11 protein-coding genes are annotated in these 18,552 nt (G+C 71.8%); 3 read left to right on the top strand and 8 right to left on the bottom strand.

Going from position 1 to position 18,552, the window contains the following annotated elements:
- Positions 1–25 precede the first annotated feature (25 nt).
- The 3 genes from GTY67_RS05105 to GTY67_RS05115 form a co-directional block, all read right to left on the bottom strand.
- Entirely contained in the window at positions 26–919 is an 894-nt protein-coding gene (locus GTY67_RS05105; RefSeq protein WP_093685865.1) for an alpha/beta fold hydrolase, read from the bottom strand.
- A gap of 333 nt (positions 920–1,252) precedes the next feature.
- Positions 1,253–2,254, bottom strand: coding sequence for a hypothetical protein (locus GTY67_RS05110; RefSeq protein WP_161277914.1), 1,002 nt, complete (start codon positions 2,252–2,254; stop codon positions 1,253–1,255).
- Positions 2,251–5,799, bottom strand: a complete 3,549-nt coding sequence (locus GTY67_RS05115; RefSeq protein WP_161277915.1) for a DNA polymerase III subunit alpha — start codon at positions 5,797–5,799, stop codon at positions 2,251–2,253. The genes GTY67_RS05110 and GTY67_RS05115 overlap by 4 nt, the downstream gene beginning before the upstream one ends.
- A 186-nt stretch (positions 5,800–5,985) precedes the next feature.
- On the opposite strand from GTY67_RS05115, the gene GTY67_RS05120 reads away from it, so the two are divergent.
- Together GTY67_RS05120 and GTY67_RS05125 are read left to right on the top strand one after the other, a co-directional pair.
- On the top strand, positions 5,986–7,059 hold the full coding sequence (locus GTY67_RS05120) for a DUF3533 domain-containing protein (RefSeq protein WP_161277916.1): 1,074 nt from the start codon (positions 5,986–5,988) through the stop codon (positions 7,057–7,059).
- A gap of 217 nt (positions 7,060–7,276) precedes the next feature.
- Positions 7,277–7,774 carry a phospholipase gene (locus tag GTY67_RS05125; RefSeq protein ID WP_161279957.1) on the top strand — a complete coding sequence of 166 codons (498 nt, stop codon included), beginning with the start codon at positions 7,277–7,279 and terminating at the stop codon, positions 7,772–7,774.
- Between the two features lie 93 nt (positions 7,775–7,867).
- Here the strand turns inward: GTY67_RS05125 and GTY67_RS05130 are convergent, their stop codons facing one another.
- A complete protein-coding gene (locus tag GTY67_RS05130) occupies positions 7,868–8,953 on the bottom strand; it encodes a S1 family peptidase (RefSeq protein WP_093685860.1) in 1,086 nt (361 codons plus the stop codon).
- A gap of 475 nt (positions 8,954–9,428) precedes the next feature.
- Here GTY67_RS05130 and GTY67_RS05135 point away from each other — a divergent pair, with 475 nt between their 5' ends.
- Positions 9,429–10,337: an alpha/beta hydrolase gene (locus GTY67_RS05135; RefSeq protein ID WP_161277917.1), complete on the top strand. Its 909-nt coding sequence runs from the start codon at positions 9,429–9,431 to the stop codon at positions 10,335–10,337.
- Between the two features lie 137 nt (positions 10,338–10,474).
- On the opposite strand, the gene fxsT is transcribed toward GTY67_RS05135, so the two are convergent.
- The 4 genes from fxsT to fxsA form a co-directional block, all read right to left on the bottom strand.
- Entirely contained in the window at positions 10,475–14,407 is a 3,933-nt protein-coding gene (fxsT, locus tag GTY67_RS05140) for an FxSxx-COOH system tetratricopeptide repeat protein (protein ID WP_161277918.1), read from the bottom strand.
- Positions 14,404–15,750, bottom strand: coding sequence for an FxsC protein (gene fsxC / locus GTY67_RS05145; protein ID WP_161213647.1), 1,347 nt, complete (start codon positions 15,748–15,750; stop codon positions 14,404–14,406). Before fsxC ends, fxsT begins: the two co-directional genes overlap by 4 nt.
- Positions 15,751–15,861: 111 nt before the next feature.
- Positions 15,862–18,159 (bottom strand): radical SAM/SPASM protein FxsB, inactivated metallohydrolase extension form, encoded by a 2,298-nt coding sequence (gene fxsB, locus GTY67_RS05150; RefSeq protein ID WP_161277919.1) that lies wholly within the window; start codon positions 18,157–18,159, stop codon positions 15,862–15,864.
- A 50-nt stretch (positions 18,160–18,209) separates the two neighbouring features.
- Positions 18,210–18,377 carry an FxSxx-COOH cyclophane-containing RiPP peptide gene (gene fxsA, locus GTY67_RS34445; RefSeq protein WP_093685855.1) on the bottom strand — a complete coding sequence of 56 codons (168 nt, stop codon included), beginning with the start codon at positions 18,375–18,377 and terminating at the stop codon, positions 18,210–18,212.
- Positions 18,378–18,552 lie beyond the last annotated feature (175 nt).

The raw sequence follows: 18,552 nt of genomic DNA on the forward strand, positions 1-18,552 counted from the left end.
CCCGTTGTACGTCGTACGTCGTGTGTCAGACGATCACCGAGGAGCAGGTGGTCGGGGTCGCGCGCGCCGGGTCCAGGGCGTTGGCCACCTCGTGGAAGGCGATCCGGTCGACGGTCCCGATCGCCACGTGCTCGGACAGGTCCAGCGGGCACAGGTCCTGGAGCAGGACGTTGCGTACGTTCGGGCCGTCCAGGTACTGCGTACGGTACGGGGTCACCACCTGGTCGTACTTGGTGGCGATGACCGTGTAGCGGACGCCGGGGACGGTGTCGCCGCCCGCGGTGAGCTTGGTGATGAAGGGGGATCCCGCGACCTGGTCGGCGAGGCCGGGGGTCTTGTCGCTGATGAACTTCTCGACGCCGGGGAAGTACGGCAGCAGCTTCGTGAGGCCGAGCAGCGTGGTGCCGTGGTTGTCCGGGGCGAGGCCGATGAGGGCGTTGACCTTGGGGGCGCCGCCCAGGAACTTCAGGTAGTAGTTCGGCATCATGCCGCCCTGGGAGTGGCCGACGATGTCGGCCTTGGGCGCTCCGGTGGAGGCGAGCACCTTGTCGACGAACGCGTCGAGTTGTTCGGCGGACTTGTCGATGGGGCCGAGGCCGTGGAAGAACGGCACGCCGGGGAGCTGGCCGTAGTCGAGGGAGAAGACGCAGTAGCCCCGGTTGACCAGGTAGGGGGCGAGGACCAGCCAGTTGTCGATCGAGTTCCCGAAGGTTCCGTGGACCAGGACGACGGGGCGGGGATGGGCGGCGGAGGGCTTGCAGGAGTAGTCGTTCCAGCCACGGGAAGTGGCCGTCGCGGCGGTGGGGGCAGCCGCGGTCGCGGTCGCCGTGGGGGCGACCAGCAGGGTGACGGCCAGGAGGAAGGCGGCGAAGACGCTGCGCGTGCGGGGGACGCGCGCAGCACGGAACCAGGGCAGCATCGTGTGGTCTCCTTGCGGCTCAAGGGAGGTGCGATGGCGGTGCGCCCTGTGGCCCGGACCACAAGCTTTATGTGCTCATGCCAAATTACGCACGGGTAAGGTTCGGTGGGAAGTTACGCGTCGGTAAAAGGTGGCGCGGTATCGCCGTCGGCCGAGTAGAGGGTGTCCCGGACGTCTCCGGCTCGTCAGCCCTGGACGTGCGGCCCCGCTCCACCGGACACCCTCGCGCGTCAGCCCTGGACGTGCGGCCCCGCTCCACTCGACACCCTCGTGCGTCAGGCCCGGACGTGCGGCTCCGTTCCCCCGCCCACCCTCGTACGTCAACCCCGCCGATCAGGCCGCGAGTCCCGCCGGCTTCACCGCACCCGGCCCGAACCTCTCCCGCAGCCGGTCCGCCACCTCCTCGATCCGGCGCGACCGCTCGTCCGCCGGGTCGAAGGTGAGCTGGCGGGAGGACCGGCCGGCGTCGACCAGCCCCTCCGCCCGCAGCGCGATCCCCCGCACCCGGGCCCGCTGGAGCCCGAAGGACTCGTGGATCCGGTAGGCGAGCTCGGTGAGCGCCGCCGAGTGCGCGGTGGCCTCCCCCAGCGTCCGGCTCCGGGTCAGCGTGGCGTAACCGGTCCGGTCCGCGTACCGCACCGAGACCGCCAGCGACCGGCACACCTGCCCCTCGCCCCGCAGCCGCGCCCCCAGCTCCTCGGTGAGCGAGAGGAGGGCCCGGCGGTGCTGCTCGGGGGACAACTCGTCGCGGGGGAAGGAGCGTTCGGCGGCGAGCGAGCGGGCGGCCGCGTTCGGGACGACCCGGGTACGGTCGATGCCCCGCGCCCGTTCCCACAGCTCACGCCCGGTGCGTACGCCGGTGATGCGCTGGAGCGTGGCGAGCGGTGCGGCGGCGATCCGGCCGACGGAGTCCAGCCCGTATCCGCACAGGGTGCGCGCCGTGGCGGCACCGACGCCGTCCAGGGCGGCGGCCGGGAGCGGGGCGAGGAAGGCCGCCTCCTCGCCCCGGCCCACCACGAAGGTGGTCCCGGGCGCCGCCCGCCGGGCCGCCATCCGGGCCACCATGGGGTTGCTCCCCGCCCCGATCGCGCAGTCCACACCGTGCAGGGCGAGCGCCCGGACCCGGATCACCGAGGCCAGGCCCTGCGCGTCCCGCCCGAAGTAGCGCAGCGCGCCGCCCACATCGGCGAGCGCCCCGTCGGGCGGTGCGGCCTCGACGAGCGGGGTGAAAGCGCCGAGCAGGGCGAGCAGTCCGATGTAGCCGGCGCTGTCGGGGGGCCCGCCGGCGGTCCTGCGGAACCGCAGGTACAGGACGCCTCCCGGGTCTTGCGTCATCCCGCGCTCCCCTGCGACTGGTGCCACAACTTCCTTCCGGTGGGCGTCCCTTCGCCGGGTGGCTGGAGGTCGGCCCAGGGGTTCATCTCGTAACCGGTCTCCATCCGTATACGACGGCCGGGGCCGGGCGTCTCCTCATCCGTGCCCTTCTCCGGCTCCCCCTCCTCTTCCGCCAGCCGCGCCGCCACCGCGTCGAGTCCTCCGGTACGGCGCAGTTCGGCCAGTTCGGCGAGGTTCCAGGCCGCCTCGCCCACCACGCTCAGGCTGCGCGCGCCGCGCCGCTGCACCACTCCGCGTACCAGCAGCAGCCAGGAGTGGAAGACGGTGTGCGCGCAGGCGGCGTGGCTGTCCTCGAAGAACGCCAGGTCGGCCAGGCCGCTGCCGTCGTCCAGGGTGGTGAAGACGACCCGGCGGCCGGAGCGGATCGGCGGCGTCTGGGTGGCCACCTTGGCCCCGGCGACCAGCACGGTCTCGCCGTGCCGCGCCTCACGCAGCCGCTTGGCGGAGACCACGCCCAGCTCGTCCAGGAACGCCCGGTGGTCCCCCATCAGATGGCGGGAGACATCCATGCTCAGCACCCCGAGCTCGGCGCTCAGCCGCTCCGCCTCGTTGAGATCGGGCAGCCCGATGGAGCCCGTGCGGTGGCCGCCGCCCAGCGGGAGCTGGGCTTCCCGGGCGCCGGAACCGGAACCTGAACCGGAGCGGGAGCCGGAGCCCGAGCGGGCGCCTCGGTGGGCACGGTGGGCACGGTGCAGCTCGGAGAGGTGCAGCAGCAGATCGCGGCGGTTGGCGCCGAAGGCGTCCAACGCGCCGACCTGCGCGAGCCGTTCGGCGACCGGACGGCCCGGGCGGGCCCGCTGCCAGAAGTCCAGCAGCGAGGTGTACGGCTGCCCCTCCTCGATCCGGGCGGCCTCGGCCTCGCTGATGCCGTGGACGTCGGAGAGCGCGAGCCGCAGCCCCCAGGAATCCACCTCATCAGACACCAGTTCGATTCGGTGAGCGACCGCCGACCGGTTCACATCCAGCGGCAGCACCGGCACCCCGCGCCGCCGGGCGTCCGCGAGCAGCAGCCGCTTCGGGTACATCCCGGGGTCATGGGTGAGCAGACCGGCGTAGAAGGCGGCCGGGTGGTGCGCCTTGAGCCAGGCCGACTGGTACGTCGGTACGGCGAACGCGACGGCGTGCGCCTTGCAGAAGCCGTAGCTGCCGAACGCCTCGATGATCTTCCAGGTACGGGCGATCACCTCGGGGTCGTATCCCCGGGCCTCCGCATGCCGCGCGAACCAGACCTTGATCAGCCCCGGCGACTCGGGGTGGGAGAGCCCGCGCCGCACCCGGTCGGCCTCGCCCCGGCCGCAGCCGGTCATGATGTCGACGATCTCGATGATCTGCTCGTGGAAGACGACCACGCCGTAGGTGCCGCTCAGCGGTTCTTCCAGGTCAGGGTGGGGGTAGCGGACCGGGGCTCGGCCGTGCCGGGCCTCGATGAACGGCCGCACCATGTCGGCGGCGACCGGCCCCGGCCGGAACAGCGAGATGTCGACGACCAGGTCGTGGAAGGTGGCGGGCTGGAGCCTGGAGACCAGGTCGCGCTGGCCGGGCGACTCGATCTGGAAGCAGCCCAGGGTCTCGGCGGTGCGGATCAGCCGGTACGTCTCCGGGTCGCCCGGCGGCACGGCGTCCAGGTCCACCTCCGTGCCCGAGGCGCGCTTCACCTCGGCGACGGCGTGCGCCATCGCCGACTGCATCCGTACGCCCAGCACATCGAGTTTGAGCAGCCCGAGGTCCTCCACGTCCTCCTTGTCGAACTGGGACATCGGGAAGCCCTCGCCGCTGGTGGGCATCACCGGCGTACGGCGCATCAGCCCGGCGTCCGAGAGCAGCACCCCGCACGGGTGCATGGCGACGCCGCGCGGCAGCGCGTCCAGCCCCTCCACCAGCTCCCAGAGCCGCCCGTACTTCTCCTGGTTCCGCGCGACCTCCTTCAGCTCGGGCAGCTCCTCCATCGCGGCGCGGGCGTCGCGGGCCCGGATGTGCGGGAACGCCTTGGCGAGCCGGTCGGTCTCGGCCGGGTCCATGGAGAGCGCGGCGCCGACGTCGCGGATGGCGTGGCGCACCCGGTAGGTCTCGGGCATGGCGACGGTGGCGACGCGTTCGGGTCCGAAGCGTTCGATGATCCGGCGGTAGACGTCGAGGCGGCGGGCCGATTCGACGTCGATGTCGATGTCGGGCAGGACGAAGCGGCGCTTGGAGAGGAAGCGCTCCATGAGCAGCCCGTGCTCCACCGGGTCGGCGTGGGCGATGCCGAGGAGGTGGTTGACCAGGGAGCCCGCGCCCGAGCCGCGCGCGGTGACCCGGATGCCCATCTCCCGTACGTCGTCGACGACCTGGGCCACGGTCAGGAAGTACGAGGCGAAGCCGTGGTGGGCGATGATGTCCAGCTCCTCGTGCATCCGGTCCCAGTACGCGCGGTCGCGGTCGTGGCCGCGCAGCACCATCCCGGCAGCGGCCCGGGAGGCGAGCACCCGCTGGGCGGTACGCCGGCCGGCGCCGACCAGGTGCGGCTCGGGGAAGTGGATGCCGTTCAGTCCGAGGTCGGCGGCGGGGTCCACCCGGCAGGCGTCGGCGGTGTGCCGGGTCTCCGCCAGCAGCCGGGCCGCCGCGCTCTGCCCGAGCCCGGCGGCGGAGGCGATCCGCCCGGCGGCCTCCCGCATCGCGTCCTCACCCTTGAGCCAGCGCTCACCGCTGTCCAGGGGCGAGCGGCGCGGGTCGACGGGGACGAGCCTGCGGGCGGAGTCGAGTACGTCGGCGAGGGGGCCCTGCCCCGGGTCGGCGTACCGGACGGCGTTGGTCAGCACGGCCCGTACGCCCTGGTCGGCGGCGAAGCCGAGGGTACGGGCGGCCAGCCGCAGCGATCCGGCCCCGGCGCCCGGGCGGCCGTGGTCGACGGCTTCGAGGCGGAGGTCGTCGCCGTACATCTTCCGCCAGGGCGCGAGCAGCGCGGCGGCCCGGTCGGGGCGGCCCGCGGCGAGCGCCCGGCCCACCTCGGAGGCGGGCCCGAGCAGCACGGTCAGCCCGTCGGCGGGCAGCGCTTCCCGGCCGACCAGGGGCGGTCCGGTGACGTCCGGCGGCCCGGACCCGTCCAGCGGCCGGGAGCCGGTGCCCCGGGTGTGGGCGGCGGTGACCAGGCGGCACAGCTCGGCCCAGCCGTGTGCGCCGTCCCGGGCGAGGAAGGTGGCCCGGGGTGCGGATTCATCGACAAAGGCACCGCCCCGCGCGGGGGTGCGCGGGCGCACAGCAGCCCGCCCCTCCCCATCCGCGTACGGAGCCACCGCGAGGTCCACCCCGAAGACCGGCCGGACCTCGACACCCTCCTCCTGGCACGCCTTGGCGAACCGGACCGCCCCCGCGAGGGTGTCGCGGTCGGTCAGCGCGAGGGCGCCCATCCCCCGCTCGGCGGCGCGCCGGGCGAGCTGCTCGGGGTGCGAGGCCCCGTACCGCAGGGAGAACCCCGAGGCGGTATGGAGATGCGTGAAACCGGACATCCGCACCTCCTGAACCGTTCCGATCGTTCCGTCACTCACCACCCCCCTGTTCTCCACCATAGACCAGCTTCGAACATTCGTACGATATCCAGAGTGCGGGGCATATCACCGACCGGCGGCGGGCCCACTACGCCGTTCGGCCCCGCCCCGCCTGCACGAACACCGTCCCGCCCGGACGGTGGGGGCATGACTTTCGTCGACGAGGTGAAGAACGCCGTCACTCCACGGGCCGCCCTGCTCGTCATCGGCGTACTCGGACTCCAGCTGCTGTTCATCGCCTCCTACGTCGGCGCGCTGCACAAGCCGAAGCCGACGGACGTGGCCTTCGGGGTGGTGGCCCCGCAGCAGATGTCCCAGCAGCTCGTCAGCCGACTCGACGGACTTCCCGGCGGGCCGCTGGACCCCCGCACGGTGAGCAGCGAGGCCGAGGCGCGCGAGCAGATCATGAACCGTGACATCGACGGCGCCCTGATCGTCTCGCCGGAGGGCCGGACCGACACCCTGCTGGTGGCCTCCGGCGGCGGGACCGTCCTGTCCAGCGCCCTGGAGCGGATCCTCACCCAGGTCGAGGGCTCCCAGCAGCGGACCGTACGGACCGTGGACGTGGCGCCGGCCTCCGCCGACGACTTCGACGGGCTGTCGTCCTTCTACCTGGTGGTCGGCTGGTGCGTGGGCGGCTACCTCTGCGCCTCGATCCTGGCGATCAGCGCCGGCACCAAGCCCGCCAACCGGCAGCGCGCGCTGATCCGGACCTTGGTGATGGCGGTGTACGCGATCGCGGGCGGCATCGGCGGCGCGATCATCATCGGCCCGATCCTCGGCGCGCTGCCGGGCAGCGTCTGGGGCCTGGCCGGTCTCGGGGCGCTGGTCGTCTTCTCGGTCGGCATGATCACGCTCGCGCTGGAGGCCCTCACCGGCATCGTCGGCATCGGCCTGGCCGTCCTGATCATCGTCATCGCGGGCAACCCGAGCGCGGGCGGCGCCTTCCCGCTCCCGATGCTCCCGGACTTCTGGCGGGCGATCGGCCCGGCCCTCCCGCCGGGCGCGGGCACCTGGGTGGCCCGTTCGATCGCCTACTTCCGGGGCAACGCGGCCACCGGCCCACTGCTGGTGCTCTCCGCCTGGGCGGTCGTGGGCACGGCGCTGACCCTGCTGCTGTCGATGCGGCACCGGGGACATGCCACGGAAGCCGACGCGGCCGACACCCCTGCCACGGCCGCCGGTCCGGCACCGGGCACCGGCGGGTCGACGGCGGTCTGAGGCCGCTCCTCTCCCCCTTCGCCCGATTCCTCCGTGATGATCCATCCGTGGGGCCGCCCTGGTGGCGGCCCCGTCCGACGTTCACCCCAATTCCTGATGACAGGTCGGTACAACGGCTAGGCATGACAGGTACATGACGACATCCTGGAGCGGCCTCGTACCACCCGACGAGGAGCACGGCCAGGTCAACTCCTTCCCACCCCCACGGAGGTCGCTCATGCGTCGTCGATCCATGGCTCCGCTCGCCGCAGTCGCCCTGTCTCTCCCGCTCGCCCTGATCACCGCCCCGTCCGCCTCGGCCGCCCCCGCCGACAAGCCCCAGGTGCTCAGCTCCTGGACCCAGACGAGCGCCTCCAGCTACAACTCCTGGAACGCGGCCCGCAACAACCGGGGCGCCTGGTCCGCGTACGGCTTCGACTGGTCGACGGATTACTGCAGCAGCTCCCCCGACAACCCCTTCGGCTTCCCCTTCCAGACCGCCTGCGCCCGCCACGACTTCGGCTACCGGAACTACAAGGCCGCCGGTACGTTCTCCGCCAACAAGGCCCGCATCGACTCCGCCTTCTACGAGGACCTCAAGCGCGTGTGCGCCGCCTACTCCGGAGCCAAGCGGACCTCGTGCAACAGCACCGCCTGGACGTATTACCAGGCCGTGAACATCTTCGGCATCGCCCCGGCCAAGGCGGACTCGGGCAGCCTGGCCAAGGCCGCCTGACCCGGGCCGCCCATGGGATGACCACAGGCTGACCACGGGAAAGGCCCCCGGCGGACCGGGGGCCTTTCCTTTCTGCCGTGGTGCGGTGTTACGTCAGCCGATCTCGGCACCGTAGGCGGCGAGCGCCTCGGGGACCGGCTGGAAGAACGTCGTACCGCCCGAGGAGCAGTCGCCGCTGCCGCCCGAGGTCAGGCCGAGCGCGGTGCTGCCCGCGAAGAGGGCGCCACCGCTGTCGCCAGGTTCGGCGCAGACCGTCGTCTGGATGAGGCCGTTGACGATGTCGCCGTTGCCGTAGTTGACCGTGGCGTCCAGCGCGGTGACCTCACCGGTGTGCACCTGGGTGGTGGAGCCGCTGCGGGTGACCTGCTGGCCGACCGTCGCGTCGCCCGCCTGGGTGATCTCCTGGGTGGAGCCGTCGTAGAGGTTGACCTCGCTCGGATGCTCGACGTCCGAGGTGTACTTGACCAGGCCGTAGTCGTTCTCCGGGAAGCTGGAGCCCTCGTTCGCCCCGATCTCCGAGCCGCCCTGGGTGTCCGACCAGCTGGTGACCGACTCGGTGCAGTGGCCGGCGGTCAGGAAGTACGGCTCGCCGTCCTTGACCACGTTGAAGCCGAGCGAGCAGCGGGAGCCGGAGCCCCAGATCGCGTCGCCGCCCGCGATCAGCGGCTTGAACTCGCCCTCGGTCTTGTTCAGTTCGGCCTTGCCGCCGAGCCCTTCGACCACGGCCGAGAGCTTCTTCCAGGCCGCGCCGTCGACCGTGCGGTCGGCGGTGACGAGGACCTTGTTGCTCACCGGGTCGACGGCCCAGGAGGTGCCCGGGATCGTCGCCTTGTCGGTGAGGGTCTGCCGGGCCGACTTCAGCTCGGCGAGGGAGTGCTCCACGACTCTGGCCTTGCCGCCCGCCTGGCGGACCTGCTCGGCGGCGGCCTCGTCGACGACGTTCACGACGAGGGCCTTCGCCTTGCTGTCGTAGTACGAGCCGGCCGCGTCCGCGCCCAGGTCCCGGTCGAGGGTGGTGGCGAGCTTTCCGGCCGCGTCCGCGTTGAGCGTCTTGACCGCGAACTGGGGTACTTCGTCACTGGCGTTCGCACTCTGGAACGTGAAACCCGCTACGACCAGGGCGGCCACGGCCGATCCGGCCACCGTCGCGCGCTTCCTGGATATGCGTCGATGCTTCAACTTCGACCTCCTGTGGGGCCGTGCACGGAACAAGTGGGGTGCTCGTACACGGAGGATGGGGCGCCCACTATTCCGAGGGGGCCAGTAGCACACAAGGTCGACTTCCAGACGTGCACACGACACCGACGCTTCAGGCGCGCGACGTTCACTTACCCGCGGTCATGCCATGTCGGTTCCGTTCGCGAACACCCGGTGCAACCATCGACGGCCCCTGGGTGAGGACTAGTCCTGTCCGGTATTCGCCCCTGCCGGTCCGGATGTTGTACGCACCCGTCCGGATCGAGACGGAAATCGTCCGCCACAAGCACCTCGGGACCTTCACAGATCCTGCCTCCGGAGGACCGGCGGACGGCCCGGCCGCACGCCGGTAAAGGAGTCCCCGTAATTGCCCTGATGGGTCATCATCGAGAAGGCGGCAACACGCCGGGGCACACCGTGCCCGGGCCGGCCGGGTGACCGAGCTGAGGAGGCGCGGGTGCGCAATCGGGTGCGCGCGGCGGACGGGCGGCATCTGATGGTGGAGCGGCTGGGGGACCCCCGCGGCAGACCGGTGTTCCTGCTCCACGGGACACCGGGCAGCAGGCTCGGGCCCGCTCCCCGCGGCATGGTCCTCTATCAGCGCCGTACGCAACTGATCACCTACGACCGCCCGGGGTACGGCGGCAGCGACCGGCAGGAGGGGCGCCGGGTCAGCGATGTCGTCGAGGACGTCCGGGCGATCGCCGACTCGCTGGGGCTGGAGCGGTTCGCCGTCGTGGGCCGTTCCGGCGGGGCCCCGCACGCGCTGGCCTGCGCGGCGCTGCTGCCCGAGCGGGTCACCCGTACCGCCGCTCTGGTCACCCTGGCCCCCTGGGGCGCGGCCGGTCTCGACTGGTTCGACGGGATGGCCGCGTCCAACGTGCTCGCGTACTCCACGGCCGCAGCCGATCCGGACTCCCTCGCGGAGTCGTTCATCGTCCGCTCGGCGCAGATCCGGCAGGACCCGGTCCGGCTCCTGGACGATCTGCGCCGGGAGCTGACCGACTCCGACCGGATGGTGGTCAACGACGCGGGGATCCGGTCCATGCTGCTGCGCAACTACAGCGAGGGGCTGCGCACTTCGGCGTACGGCTGGATCGACGACGCGATCGCGTTCTGCAACCCCTGGGGGTTCGATCCGGCCGGCATCACCGGCCGGGTGCTGCTCTGGCACGGGGTGAAGGACGTGTTCTCGCCGGTGGGCCACTCCCGCTGGCTCGCCGGGCAGATCCCGGGCGCCACCGCCGTACTGGAACCGGCGGCGGCGCACTTCGACGCGCTCTCCGTACTCCCCCGCATCCTCAACTGGCTGCTGGACGAGCGGGAGCCCCCGGGCGAGCCGCTGCCCGCCACGGCACCGGGGTGAGCGAACGACCGGGGCGGGCGGAGCAGCCGGGCTGAGCGAACGACCGGAGCAGCCGGGCCCACCAGTCGGCCGGGCCCACCGCGGCGCCGGGTGACCCAGCCGGCCGGGCCCGCCTCGACGGCCCCGGTCGCCCGCCCTCACACGGCCAGCGGTTCCAGTTCCCGCCGGAAGCGCCGCTCGTCCCGGGCGACCTGGGTCAGCGGGTGCTCCTCGCCGAGCTGCCGGGCCAGCTCGCCCAGCAGCTCGGCCCGCACCTGCGCCGCCTCCTCCTCGCGCCCCATCGCGTCCAGCGTGACCGCCATGTTCGAGATCATCGCCAGGGTCTCGGGGTGGTGGGCCCCCAGCGCCGCCGTCAGCTGCGTCGCCAGCCGCTGCTCCGTCTCCAGCACCAGGGGGAGGTCGCCCCGGACGGCCGTGGCGTTGGCCAGGTTCATGACGCAGAAGAGCGTGTTCGGGTGTTCCCGGCCGAACCGCTCCCGCATCGAGGCCACCACCAGCGTCAGGATCTTCTCCGACCGCTCCGCCTCCCCGGTCCCCGAGAGGTAGACGCCCAGGTTGTTCTGGGCGGCCAGGGTGTACGGGTGCTTCTCCCCCGGCACCTTCATGTACTGGTCCACCACCTCCTGGGCGGTGTCCCGGGCCTGGACCGCATCCCCGGCGGCGAACAGGTCGGCCGCCAGGTTGAGGTCGCAGGCCAGCGAGTCGGGGTTGGCGGAGGTGTACTTCGCCCGGTACCGGGCGCGGGTGGCGACCGTCAGCCGGTGGGCGTCCTCGAACCGGCCGGCCCGCCGCAGCGACACCGCCAGGCTCTTGGCCGCGCTCAGCGTCGTCGGGTAGGTGCGGCCGAGCGTCTCCTTGAAGCTCTCGTAGGTGCGGCTGAGGAGGCCCACGGAGTCCTCGTACCGCCCCACCTCCCGCAGGTCGCGGGCGAGGTTCATGGCGGAGGAGAGGGAGTAGGGGTGCTTGGCGCCGAGCACCTCGGTGCGCCGGTCGTAGACGTCCTGGTCGATCTCCCGGGCCCGGGCGTACTGGCCGATGCTGCGCAGGTTCAGGGCCAGGTTGTTGGCGGCCGCCAGGGTCCTGGGGTGCGAGTCGTGGAAGATCTGGCTGAAGCCGTCGTGGGCCTCGGTGGCCAGCTCGATCGCCCGGCCGTAGTCCCCGAGCAGCCCCAGGTCGATCGCCAGGCTGCTGGTGGTCATGTACGTGTGCGGGTGCTCGGGGCCGAGCACCTCCCGCTGGCGGCGCAGGGTGAACTCGTCGAGTTCCTTGGCCTCCACGTAACGCCCCCGCGTGCGCAGGATGTTGGAGAGGTGGAAGCAGAGGTAGAGGTACTGGAGGTCGCGCTCGCCCAGCATCTCCAGCCAGATCTGCCGCAGCTCCTCCCCCAGCGTCCCCGCGGTGCTCACGTCCCCGCGCTTCCACAGGTAGCGGACCCGGTCGATCAGGAGCCTGCGGGTCTCCGGCTCCTTGCAGTGGCGGGCGTCGGAGGGGCCCAGGTGCGGCCAGATCGTGGCGAAGCGCGGCCAGGTCTCCGGGTTGTCGATCGGCTCGTCGTCGTCGGGCCGGGCGCCGGCCAGGATGCGGTGGACGACGTGGCGCGCCTCGCGCTGCTCCTCCTCGGTGAGCTGGGCCTTGATCACCGCCTGGACGAGTCGGTGCACCTGGATGGAGTTGGAGACCTGGTCGACCTTGGCGAGGGCGAACCGGCCGATCTCCCGGATGACCCGGCCCAGCACCAGCTTCTCCTGGAGCGAGGAGTCGTACGGCTTCAGCGCCTCGATCATCTCCTTGCTGTAGAGGAGGTTGGCGGAGATCGGCTCGGGGGCGAAGAAGGCGCAGAGCTGGAGGAGGCGCACCGCGGCGGGCGAGCGTTCCCGGAGCCGGGCGATGGAGATGTTCCAGGTCGCGGCGACCGGTTCCGGGTAGCCGGCGGGCTGGTTGAGGGCGAGCACCTGCGGCGCCTGCCGGGCGAGCTGTTCGAGGTAGGTGTCGATAGGGGTGGCGGTCTCCGCGATCCAGGCCGCCGCCTGCTCCACGGCGAGCGGCAGGTCGCCCACGGCGGTGGCCACCTGGTCGGCGTCCTCGTCGCTCAGCCCCGGGGCCCGGCGCTGGAGGTGTTCGACCGACTCCTCCCGGAGGAAGACGTCGACGGGCAGCGCGTCCCCGTGCTGGGACCAGCTCTGGTTGCGGGAGGTCACCAGGATGTGGCCGGAGCCTCCTTGCGGGAAGAAGCGGCGCAGCGTCTCGGGGTCGTCGGCGTTGTCGAAGACCAGCAGCCAGCGCTCCGAGGGCACCCCGCGCCGCAGCAGGTCGACGGCCTCCTGGGAGGCGGCCGCCATGTCCTCGCCGCCCTGGGCGCCGAGCCGGACGGCGAGTTCGGCCAGCGAGGCGACCACGTCGTCGCCCTGCTCGGACGATATCCACCAGACCAGGTCGTAGTCGGCCATGAAGCGGTGCACGTACTCCAGGGCGACCTGGGTCTTGCCGACGCCGCCGAGCCCGTACAGGGTCTGGGGCTGCGGCAGGACGACGGCCATGCCGCCGCCGAGCTGGTCGCGCATCCGCTCCAGGACGAGGGAGCGGCCGGTGAATCCCGGGTTGCGGGGCGGTACGTTCCAGATCCGGGGGACGGTGCCGGGGAAGCGCGGTCCGGGCGAGACCCCGTCGGCGGGCTGCACCGGCCGGTCCAGGGCCCGCATCAGGGCGGTGGTGGCGTGCACCTCGTCCAGGCGGAAGAGGTCGACCGGGTTGCGGTCGATGTACGGGGCGGACAGCCGTACGTCCCCGACGCGCAGCGGCAGCAGCTGGCGCCGCCCGCCGCCCGGGTCCTCCGCGACGGCCCGCTCCCACAGGTCGACCGCGCGCTGCGACTTGAGATAGGCGCTGGAGAGCAGCACCACGGTACGGGGGGCGCTCGCGGCGGTGGCCGCCGGTTCGGGCGCGACCGGTTCGGCGGAGACGTCGCGCGGGACGACCCGGAAGCCGGCCCGGGTGAGGACCGATTCGATCCAGTCGGCCCACATCCGGTTCTCCGCCACATAGCTGAGGAAGAGGTCGGCGGGCAGGGCGGGCCGGCGCCGGGTGAAGGCGTCGCGGATCCGCAGGCGTACCTCTTCGCCGACCGGGGGCATCGAGGTGATCTCGCGGTCGGTGATGACGGCGGTGAGCCGTTCGAAGGCGGAGAGGAGGGAGTTGGTGAGCCCGGCCTCGTCGCCGAAGGTGGCGAGCGTCTCCTCGTAGGCGTAGTAGGGGCGGTAGGGGATCTCCACCGCGCCCCAGTAGGCGGTGAGTTCGTCGCCGGACAGGTCGCGGGGCAGCCGGTCGAACTTGAGCCGGGCCAGCGCCCGCCCGGCGTCCGCCTTCTCCTTCTCGCCCTCGTCGATGCGCATGGGCACGGGGAAGATGGCGATGGGGCGGCCGGTGTAGCGCTCGGCGATCTGGCGGGCGACGGAGGCGGCGCCGTCGATGGACTGGTCGCTGAGGGTGAAGCAGTCGACGAGGACGTCGGGGAGGTGGACGGTGCAGATGTCGGCGATGTCGCTGAGGCCGGTCCGGCTGTCGATGAGGACGTAGTCGTAGTTGGTCTTCATGTCCTCGCGCAGCGCGTCGAAGAAGTGGCCGCCGCCGAGCCGGTCGTAGAAGTTGTCCCAGTCGAAGGTGGAGACGGTCGCGGAGTATTCGCGGTTCTGCCGTCCGGCGGAGACGAAGTCGAGGGTGCCGCCCTGCGGGAACTCCCAGCCGAGCGCCTCCGGGGTGAGCGAGACGGCGTGCGGCTGGATGCGGGCGTAGTCGCGGTGCCAGTCCTCCGCGCGCTGGGCGGGGCTGGTCGCGGCCCAGGCGTACTCGGTGATCAGGTCGATCACGCCGGTGGTGGCGCCGAGGGTGGCGGGGTCGAGGAAGGGGTGGAAGAACCGGTGCAGCCCGGGGGCCTCCAGGTCCCAGTCGACGGCGAGCACCCGCTTGCCGTTGGCGGCGAGGATCCAGGCGGTGTTGGCCAGGGCCATGGTGCGCCCCGTGCCGCCCTTGTACGAGTAGAAAGTGACGATGCGCCCGTCACGACCGGCACTCATAGGTCCTCCGCTTCCGTCGCAGGGTCGTGCGGGTCGGGTGTGTAGCTGGTGTCGCCCATGGGGCCCGTCAGCCGGGTCCGTTCGCCGTGTCCTCCGCCGGCGACCGGCGGATAGGCCTTCGCGTGCCGCAGGTACTGCTGGGCGGCGACCTCGACGACCTGGGGCAGGATCTGGCCGAACGCCTCCATCGTCGGCACCCCCCGGGCCGCGGCCCGGCAGAAGGTCCGCCCGTGGTGCATCTTGGCCGGCATGGTCGCTTCGAGCTTCTCGGTCAGTTCGGCCTCCGCGGCCCGGCTCTGGTGGTCCTCGCGGCTCCACGGCACGACCATGGTCACCCAGGGCCGGTCCTCGGCGTCGAAGGCGGCGAGCCTGCGGCGGCGGTCCTCGTCCTGGAGGGCCCAGCGGTCGACGAGGAGGATCTCGGGGGTGGTGGGCGGCGACTTGCCCTCGGGCCGCCCCGACTCCTCGTCGAACGAGGTGATCTGGGCCTGGTAGTTGAGCGAGCGCACCAGCTCCTCGGCGACATAGGCCAGCGGGCGGGCGGCGGAGGGGTGGTAGGGGTTCCAGTCCTGCGGGTGGTCGCCGTAGTAGTCGCTGTCGCGCCCGTCGGGCAGGTCGTGGCGGGTGGGTGCGGCGATGGTGATCCGCATCGGGCGGGGGGCGCCGACCCCGCTGCTCGGGGAGCCGAAGGCGCTGGGTGCGAGGCGGTAGTCGACGGGTCTGCCGGTGTCGATGCGGACGGTGTCGGCGACCCGGACGATGCGCTTGGCCAGTTCGTAGACGGCCCGTTCGTACTCCTGGGCGAAGAGTCTGAGCTTGATGAGGCCGTAGAGGCCGTCGGTGACGTAACGGTCCCCGAAGTCGCGGTGGTTGAACTGTAACCGCTCGGCGGATCCCGGGAGTTGGCTCGGCGGCACCGGCACCCACAGGGCCGGGACGATCGCTTCGGCGGGCTGGTTGGAGCGGGCCCGGTGGTGGATGGCGCGCTGTTCGAAGGCATGCCACTCCTTGCCGCACATCTCGCTGGCGAAGTAGCGCGGGGAGAACAGCGGGACGAAGACCCGGCAGGTGGCGAGGACTTCACCGAGCCGCTCGGACCAGCCCTCGCCGGAGCGTATCTCGCGGTCCATGAAGCCGGCGGACGCGCCCGCGGGAAGATCGGTCATGGCCATCACATGACCGCAGAGGTCTCGAAAAAGCCGTTCGACCCACATATCGGGATCGGTGCCGCCGGCGTACCCCGGAGTGTGCGCGTAACTCAGAAAGAAGTACGGCCGATGGTCCGCCGCTCGCTGCTGCGTCGATGCGTGCACACGACCCCCGTCCTGTGTGAGCACTCGCATCCGAGGAGTAGGAAAGGAATGCGAGCGAATTCATCATTCCGGAGCGGACTGCGCTCCACCCCCCTGCCGTTCGGTCATTGAACGCTACTTTTCAGTCAACCGCGCCCGGGTTCACCGCACTGCGGCGCGCTCCGTATCGGTCTTGCAACCGTTCCTCCCGGATGTCCCGTGTGTACCGTTGATCTCTTTGCGCATCCCGGCGAGCAATTGTTTTCCGTCGACGGTCGTTTCGGCCGCTTCTTCGATCAGGTCGAACGCTTGCGGAACTCCGGCGAGGAACCGTGGTGCGAAGAGAGCGAGACCGACCCGCTCGTACGTTTCCGACAGCAGCCGGGAGAACGGAACGGGCTCCTCCTGCCAGGGCATCCGATGATCCCAGGAACCGTCCGAGGCGTACAGGTCCGTGACCTCGGCCAGCGCCCGCAGTTTCGCCCGGCGGAACCCGCGCAGCAGCGCGAGCGCCAGGGTGTGGGCGTCCCCGCCGGCCGCGATGCCCAGCGCCCCGTACCCGTGGCGCCCCACCTGGACCGGCGCACCCTCCGCGAGCGGGGTGACCGTGGTGAGGACGGCGGCCGCTTCGGCCGCCTGGCCGGGGACGGCCCGCGCCAGCAGCTCCCAGGCCTGGGCGAGGGAGGCGGACCAGGCGTCGGCGGCCTGGGGAGCGAGCCGGCCGGCGGCGGGCGTGTCGAAGCAGGTGCGGTACGGATCGAGATCGTCCCGTACGAGTGTGGGTACGGGGCCGGGGCCGGGCTCCCCGGCGGCTGCCCCGGGACGGCGTACCGGCGACCAGTTCGGGCCCTCCCCCGCGCCGCGCGCGATGTGGAGCGCGCCCCCTTCGGTCCGGACGGTGAACCCCTCGCCGTCCGCCCGCACCAGGGCCGTGCCCGTCTCCCCCGTCCCGCCGACCCGGACCTCCCCGAGCGTCGGCAGGAAGAGGCGGCCGTCGCGGTGGACCACCGGGACGGCCAGGTCGAGACCGGCGTGCACGGCGGCGGCGGCCACCGTGGCGGCGAGCCGCTCCACCGGGGGGCCCTGCACCGGCCGGCCCGCCCGTACCGCGTCCAGGGTGGAGAGCAGCCAGGTGCGGGTGTAGGGGTGGGCGAGGACCCGGTCGATCCCCTCCTGCCCGGCCGGGTCGCTCTCCAGCTCGGCGGCGAGCGCCCACGCCGTCTCCCAGGCCTCCCCGCCGCTGCCGTCGAGGCTGTCGTGGAGGTGGGCGAGCAGGGTGCGGGTCAGATCCTGCTGGGCGGTGAGCAGTTCGTACGGGTCGCGGACGGCGGGCGACTCGGTGGCGGCGGCCGTCCGGTCCTCGATGCCCCGGATCAGCGCGGCCAGGTCGGCGCAGTAGACGGACGGGTTGTCGAAGCCGTCCGGCGAGCGGTAGCGGTGGGTGTAGAGCCCGCCGCCGCATGAGCGTACGACGGGGCAGCGGCGGCAGGTCTCGCTGACCCCGGCCAGGCCGAGCTGGCGGGCCCGGACCCCGGGGTGCGCCGCCACCTCGTCGAAGGTGTGGGTGAAGACGTCGAACCCGGTGGCCGCGGCGCCTTCGTAGGCGCTCTTGAGGGAGTCGACCTGCTCCAGCTGGCCGTCGGTCTCGACGACGACCAGGTCCGTGGGGGCGAGCCCGAGGGATTCGGTGAGGCTGGGGCCGCCGCTCAGGGTGGAGAGCACGGAGGAGAAGAGGCGGACCGGCACCGGCCGCCCCTGCTCCTGCCAGCGGTCGAAGACGGTGAGGAGCCACTCGGCGTAGGCGGTGGGGGATCCGTCCGGGCGGGGCGGGGGCTCGTCCCAGGTGGCGTGCGGGAGGAGGAAGTCGATGAGCGGCGGGTCGAGTTCGGTGAGCGCGTCGAGGACCGCGACCGGGTCGTTGGCGATGTCGATCGTGCACAGGAGGCCGAGATCGAGGTGGCGGTAGCGCTCCTGCCGGAGCAGCTCCACGGCCTTGAGGACCAGGGGGTGGCTGCTGCGCCCGTCGGCGTAGCGGCGGTGGCGGTCGTTGGCGGCGCGGTCGCCGTCGAGGGAGATGCCCACCTTGACGTCGAACTCGTCGAACAGGTCGAGATAGCGGGGGCTCAGCTGGAGGCCGTTGGTGTGGATGCGCAGATCCAGCTCGGCGATTCCGGCGAGGGCCGAGGTGAACTCCTCGCAGACCAGGCGCAGTCGGGCCGGTCCGGCGAGCAGGGGCTCCCCTCCGTGCAGGATCACTGTCACGGAGGGCAGGGCGTGGGTCCTGGCGTGTTCAGCCAGGCGTTGAGCCGTCCGGGAAACAACATGGTCAGAGATTGCCTTCGGCCGGGTTCGCCAGCTCTGATCAGCATGTTCGTAGACATAACAATGGTCGCAGGCCAGATCGCACCTGCTGTGAACCTTCAGAACGATTTCGCGGAATGGGACCGCGGGTCCTGTCATTCCACCAGTCTAGTCCAGCGTTCCGTACCGAATTCCGACGGTGCGGGGGGTCAGAGCGCCGAGTTGAAGGTGGAAATACGGGAGGGGCGGCCGTCGTCCGCGGGGATCACTCGCGCAAGCTTCCGGACAGCGGAGCCACCGGAAATGTCGATCTTGGCGAGCGGCACACGGCTCTTCTTCGCATCAGCGAAGAGAGGGGATGATTCGTAGGTCTTCACGGCCGTCCTAGGGGGGCTCGTTCCGGTCAGGGGGACAACACCGGCAGTTGCACCATTGCAGTGCCTGGCGGCACGACTTTACTCTCATGACCTAGGTGTGCAACTCGTGTCGCACCCTCGTAAGCCGAGTGACATACGGGACTGCTCCAAATGGTTCGGAATCCTTCATTCCGAC

The organism is Streptomyces sp. SID8374, from assembly GCF_009865135.1.
GTDB lineage: Bacteria > Actinomycetota > Actinomycetes > Streptomycetales > Streptomycetaceae > Streptomyces.

What these genes read in the sequence shown, in the direction of transcription:
- GTY67_RS05110 (WP_161277914.1), bottom strand. Translation starts at nt 2,254, where the DNA reads ATGACGCAAGACCCGGGAGGCGTCCTGTACCTGCGGTTCCGCAGGACC.
- GTY67_RS05105 (WP_093685865.1), bottom strand. Translation starts at nt 919, where the DNA reads ATGCTGCCCTGGTTCCGTGCTGCGCGCGTCCCCCGCACGCGCAGCGTC.
- fxsB (WP_161277919.1), bottom strand. Translation starts at nt 18,159, where the DNA reads ATGACAGGACCCGCGGTCCCATTCCGCGAAATCGTTCTGAAGGTTCAC.
- fsxC (WP_161213647.1), bottom strand. Translation starts at nt 15,750, where the DNA reads ATGCGAGTGCTCACACAGGACGGGGGTCGTGTGCACGCATCGACGCAG.
- fxsT (WP_161277918.1), bottom strand. Translation starts at nt 14,407, where the DNA reads ATGAGTGCCGGTCGTGACGGGCGCATCGTCACTTTCTACTCGTACAAG.
- GTY67_RS05120 (WP_161277916.1), top strand. Translation starts at nt 5,986, where the DNA reads ATGACTTTCGTCGACGAGGTGAAGAACGCCGTCACTCCACGGGCCGCC.
- GTY67_RS05115 (WP_161277915.1), bottom strand. Translation starts at nt 5,799, where the DNA reads ATGTCCGGTTTCACGCATCTCCATACCGCCTCGGGGTTCTCCCTGCGG.
- GTY67_RS05125 (WP_161279957.1), top strand. Translation starts at nt 7,277, where the DNA reads ATGCGTCGTCGATCCATGGCTCCGCTCGCCGCAGTCGCCCTGTCTCTC.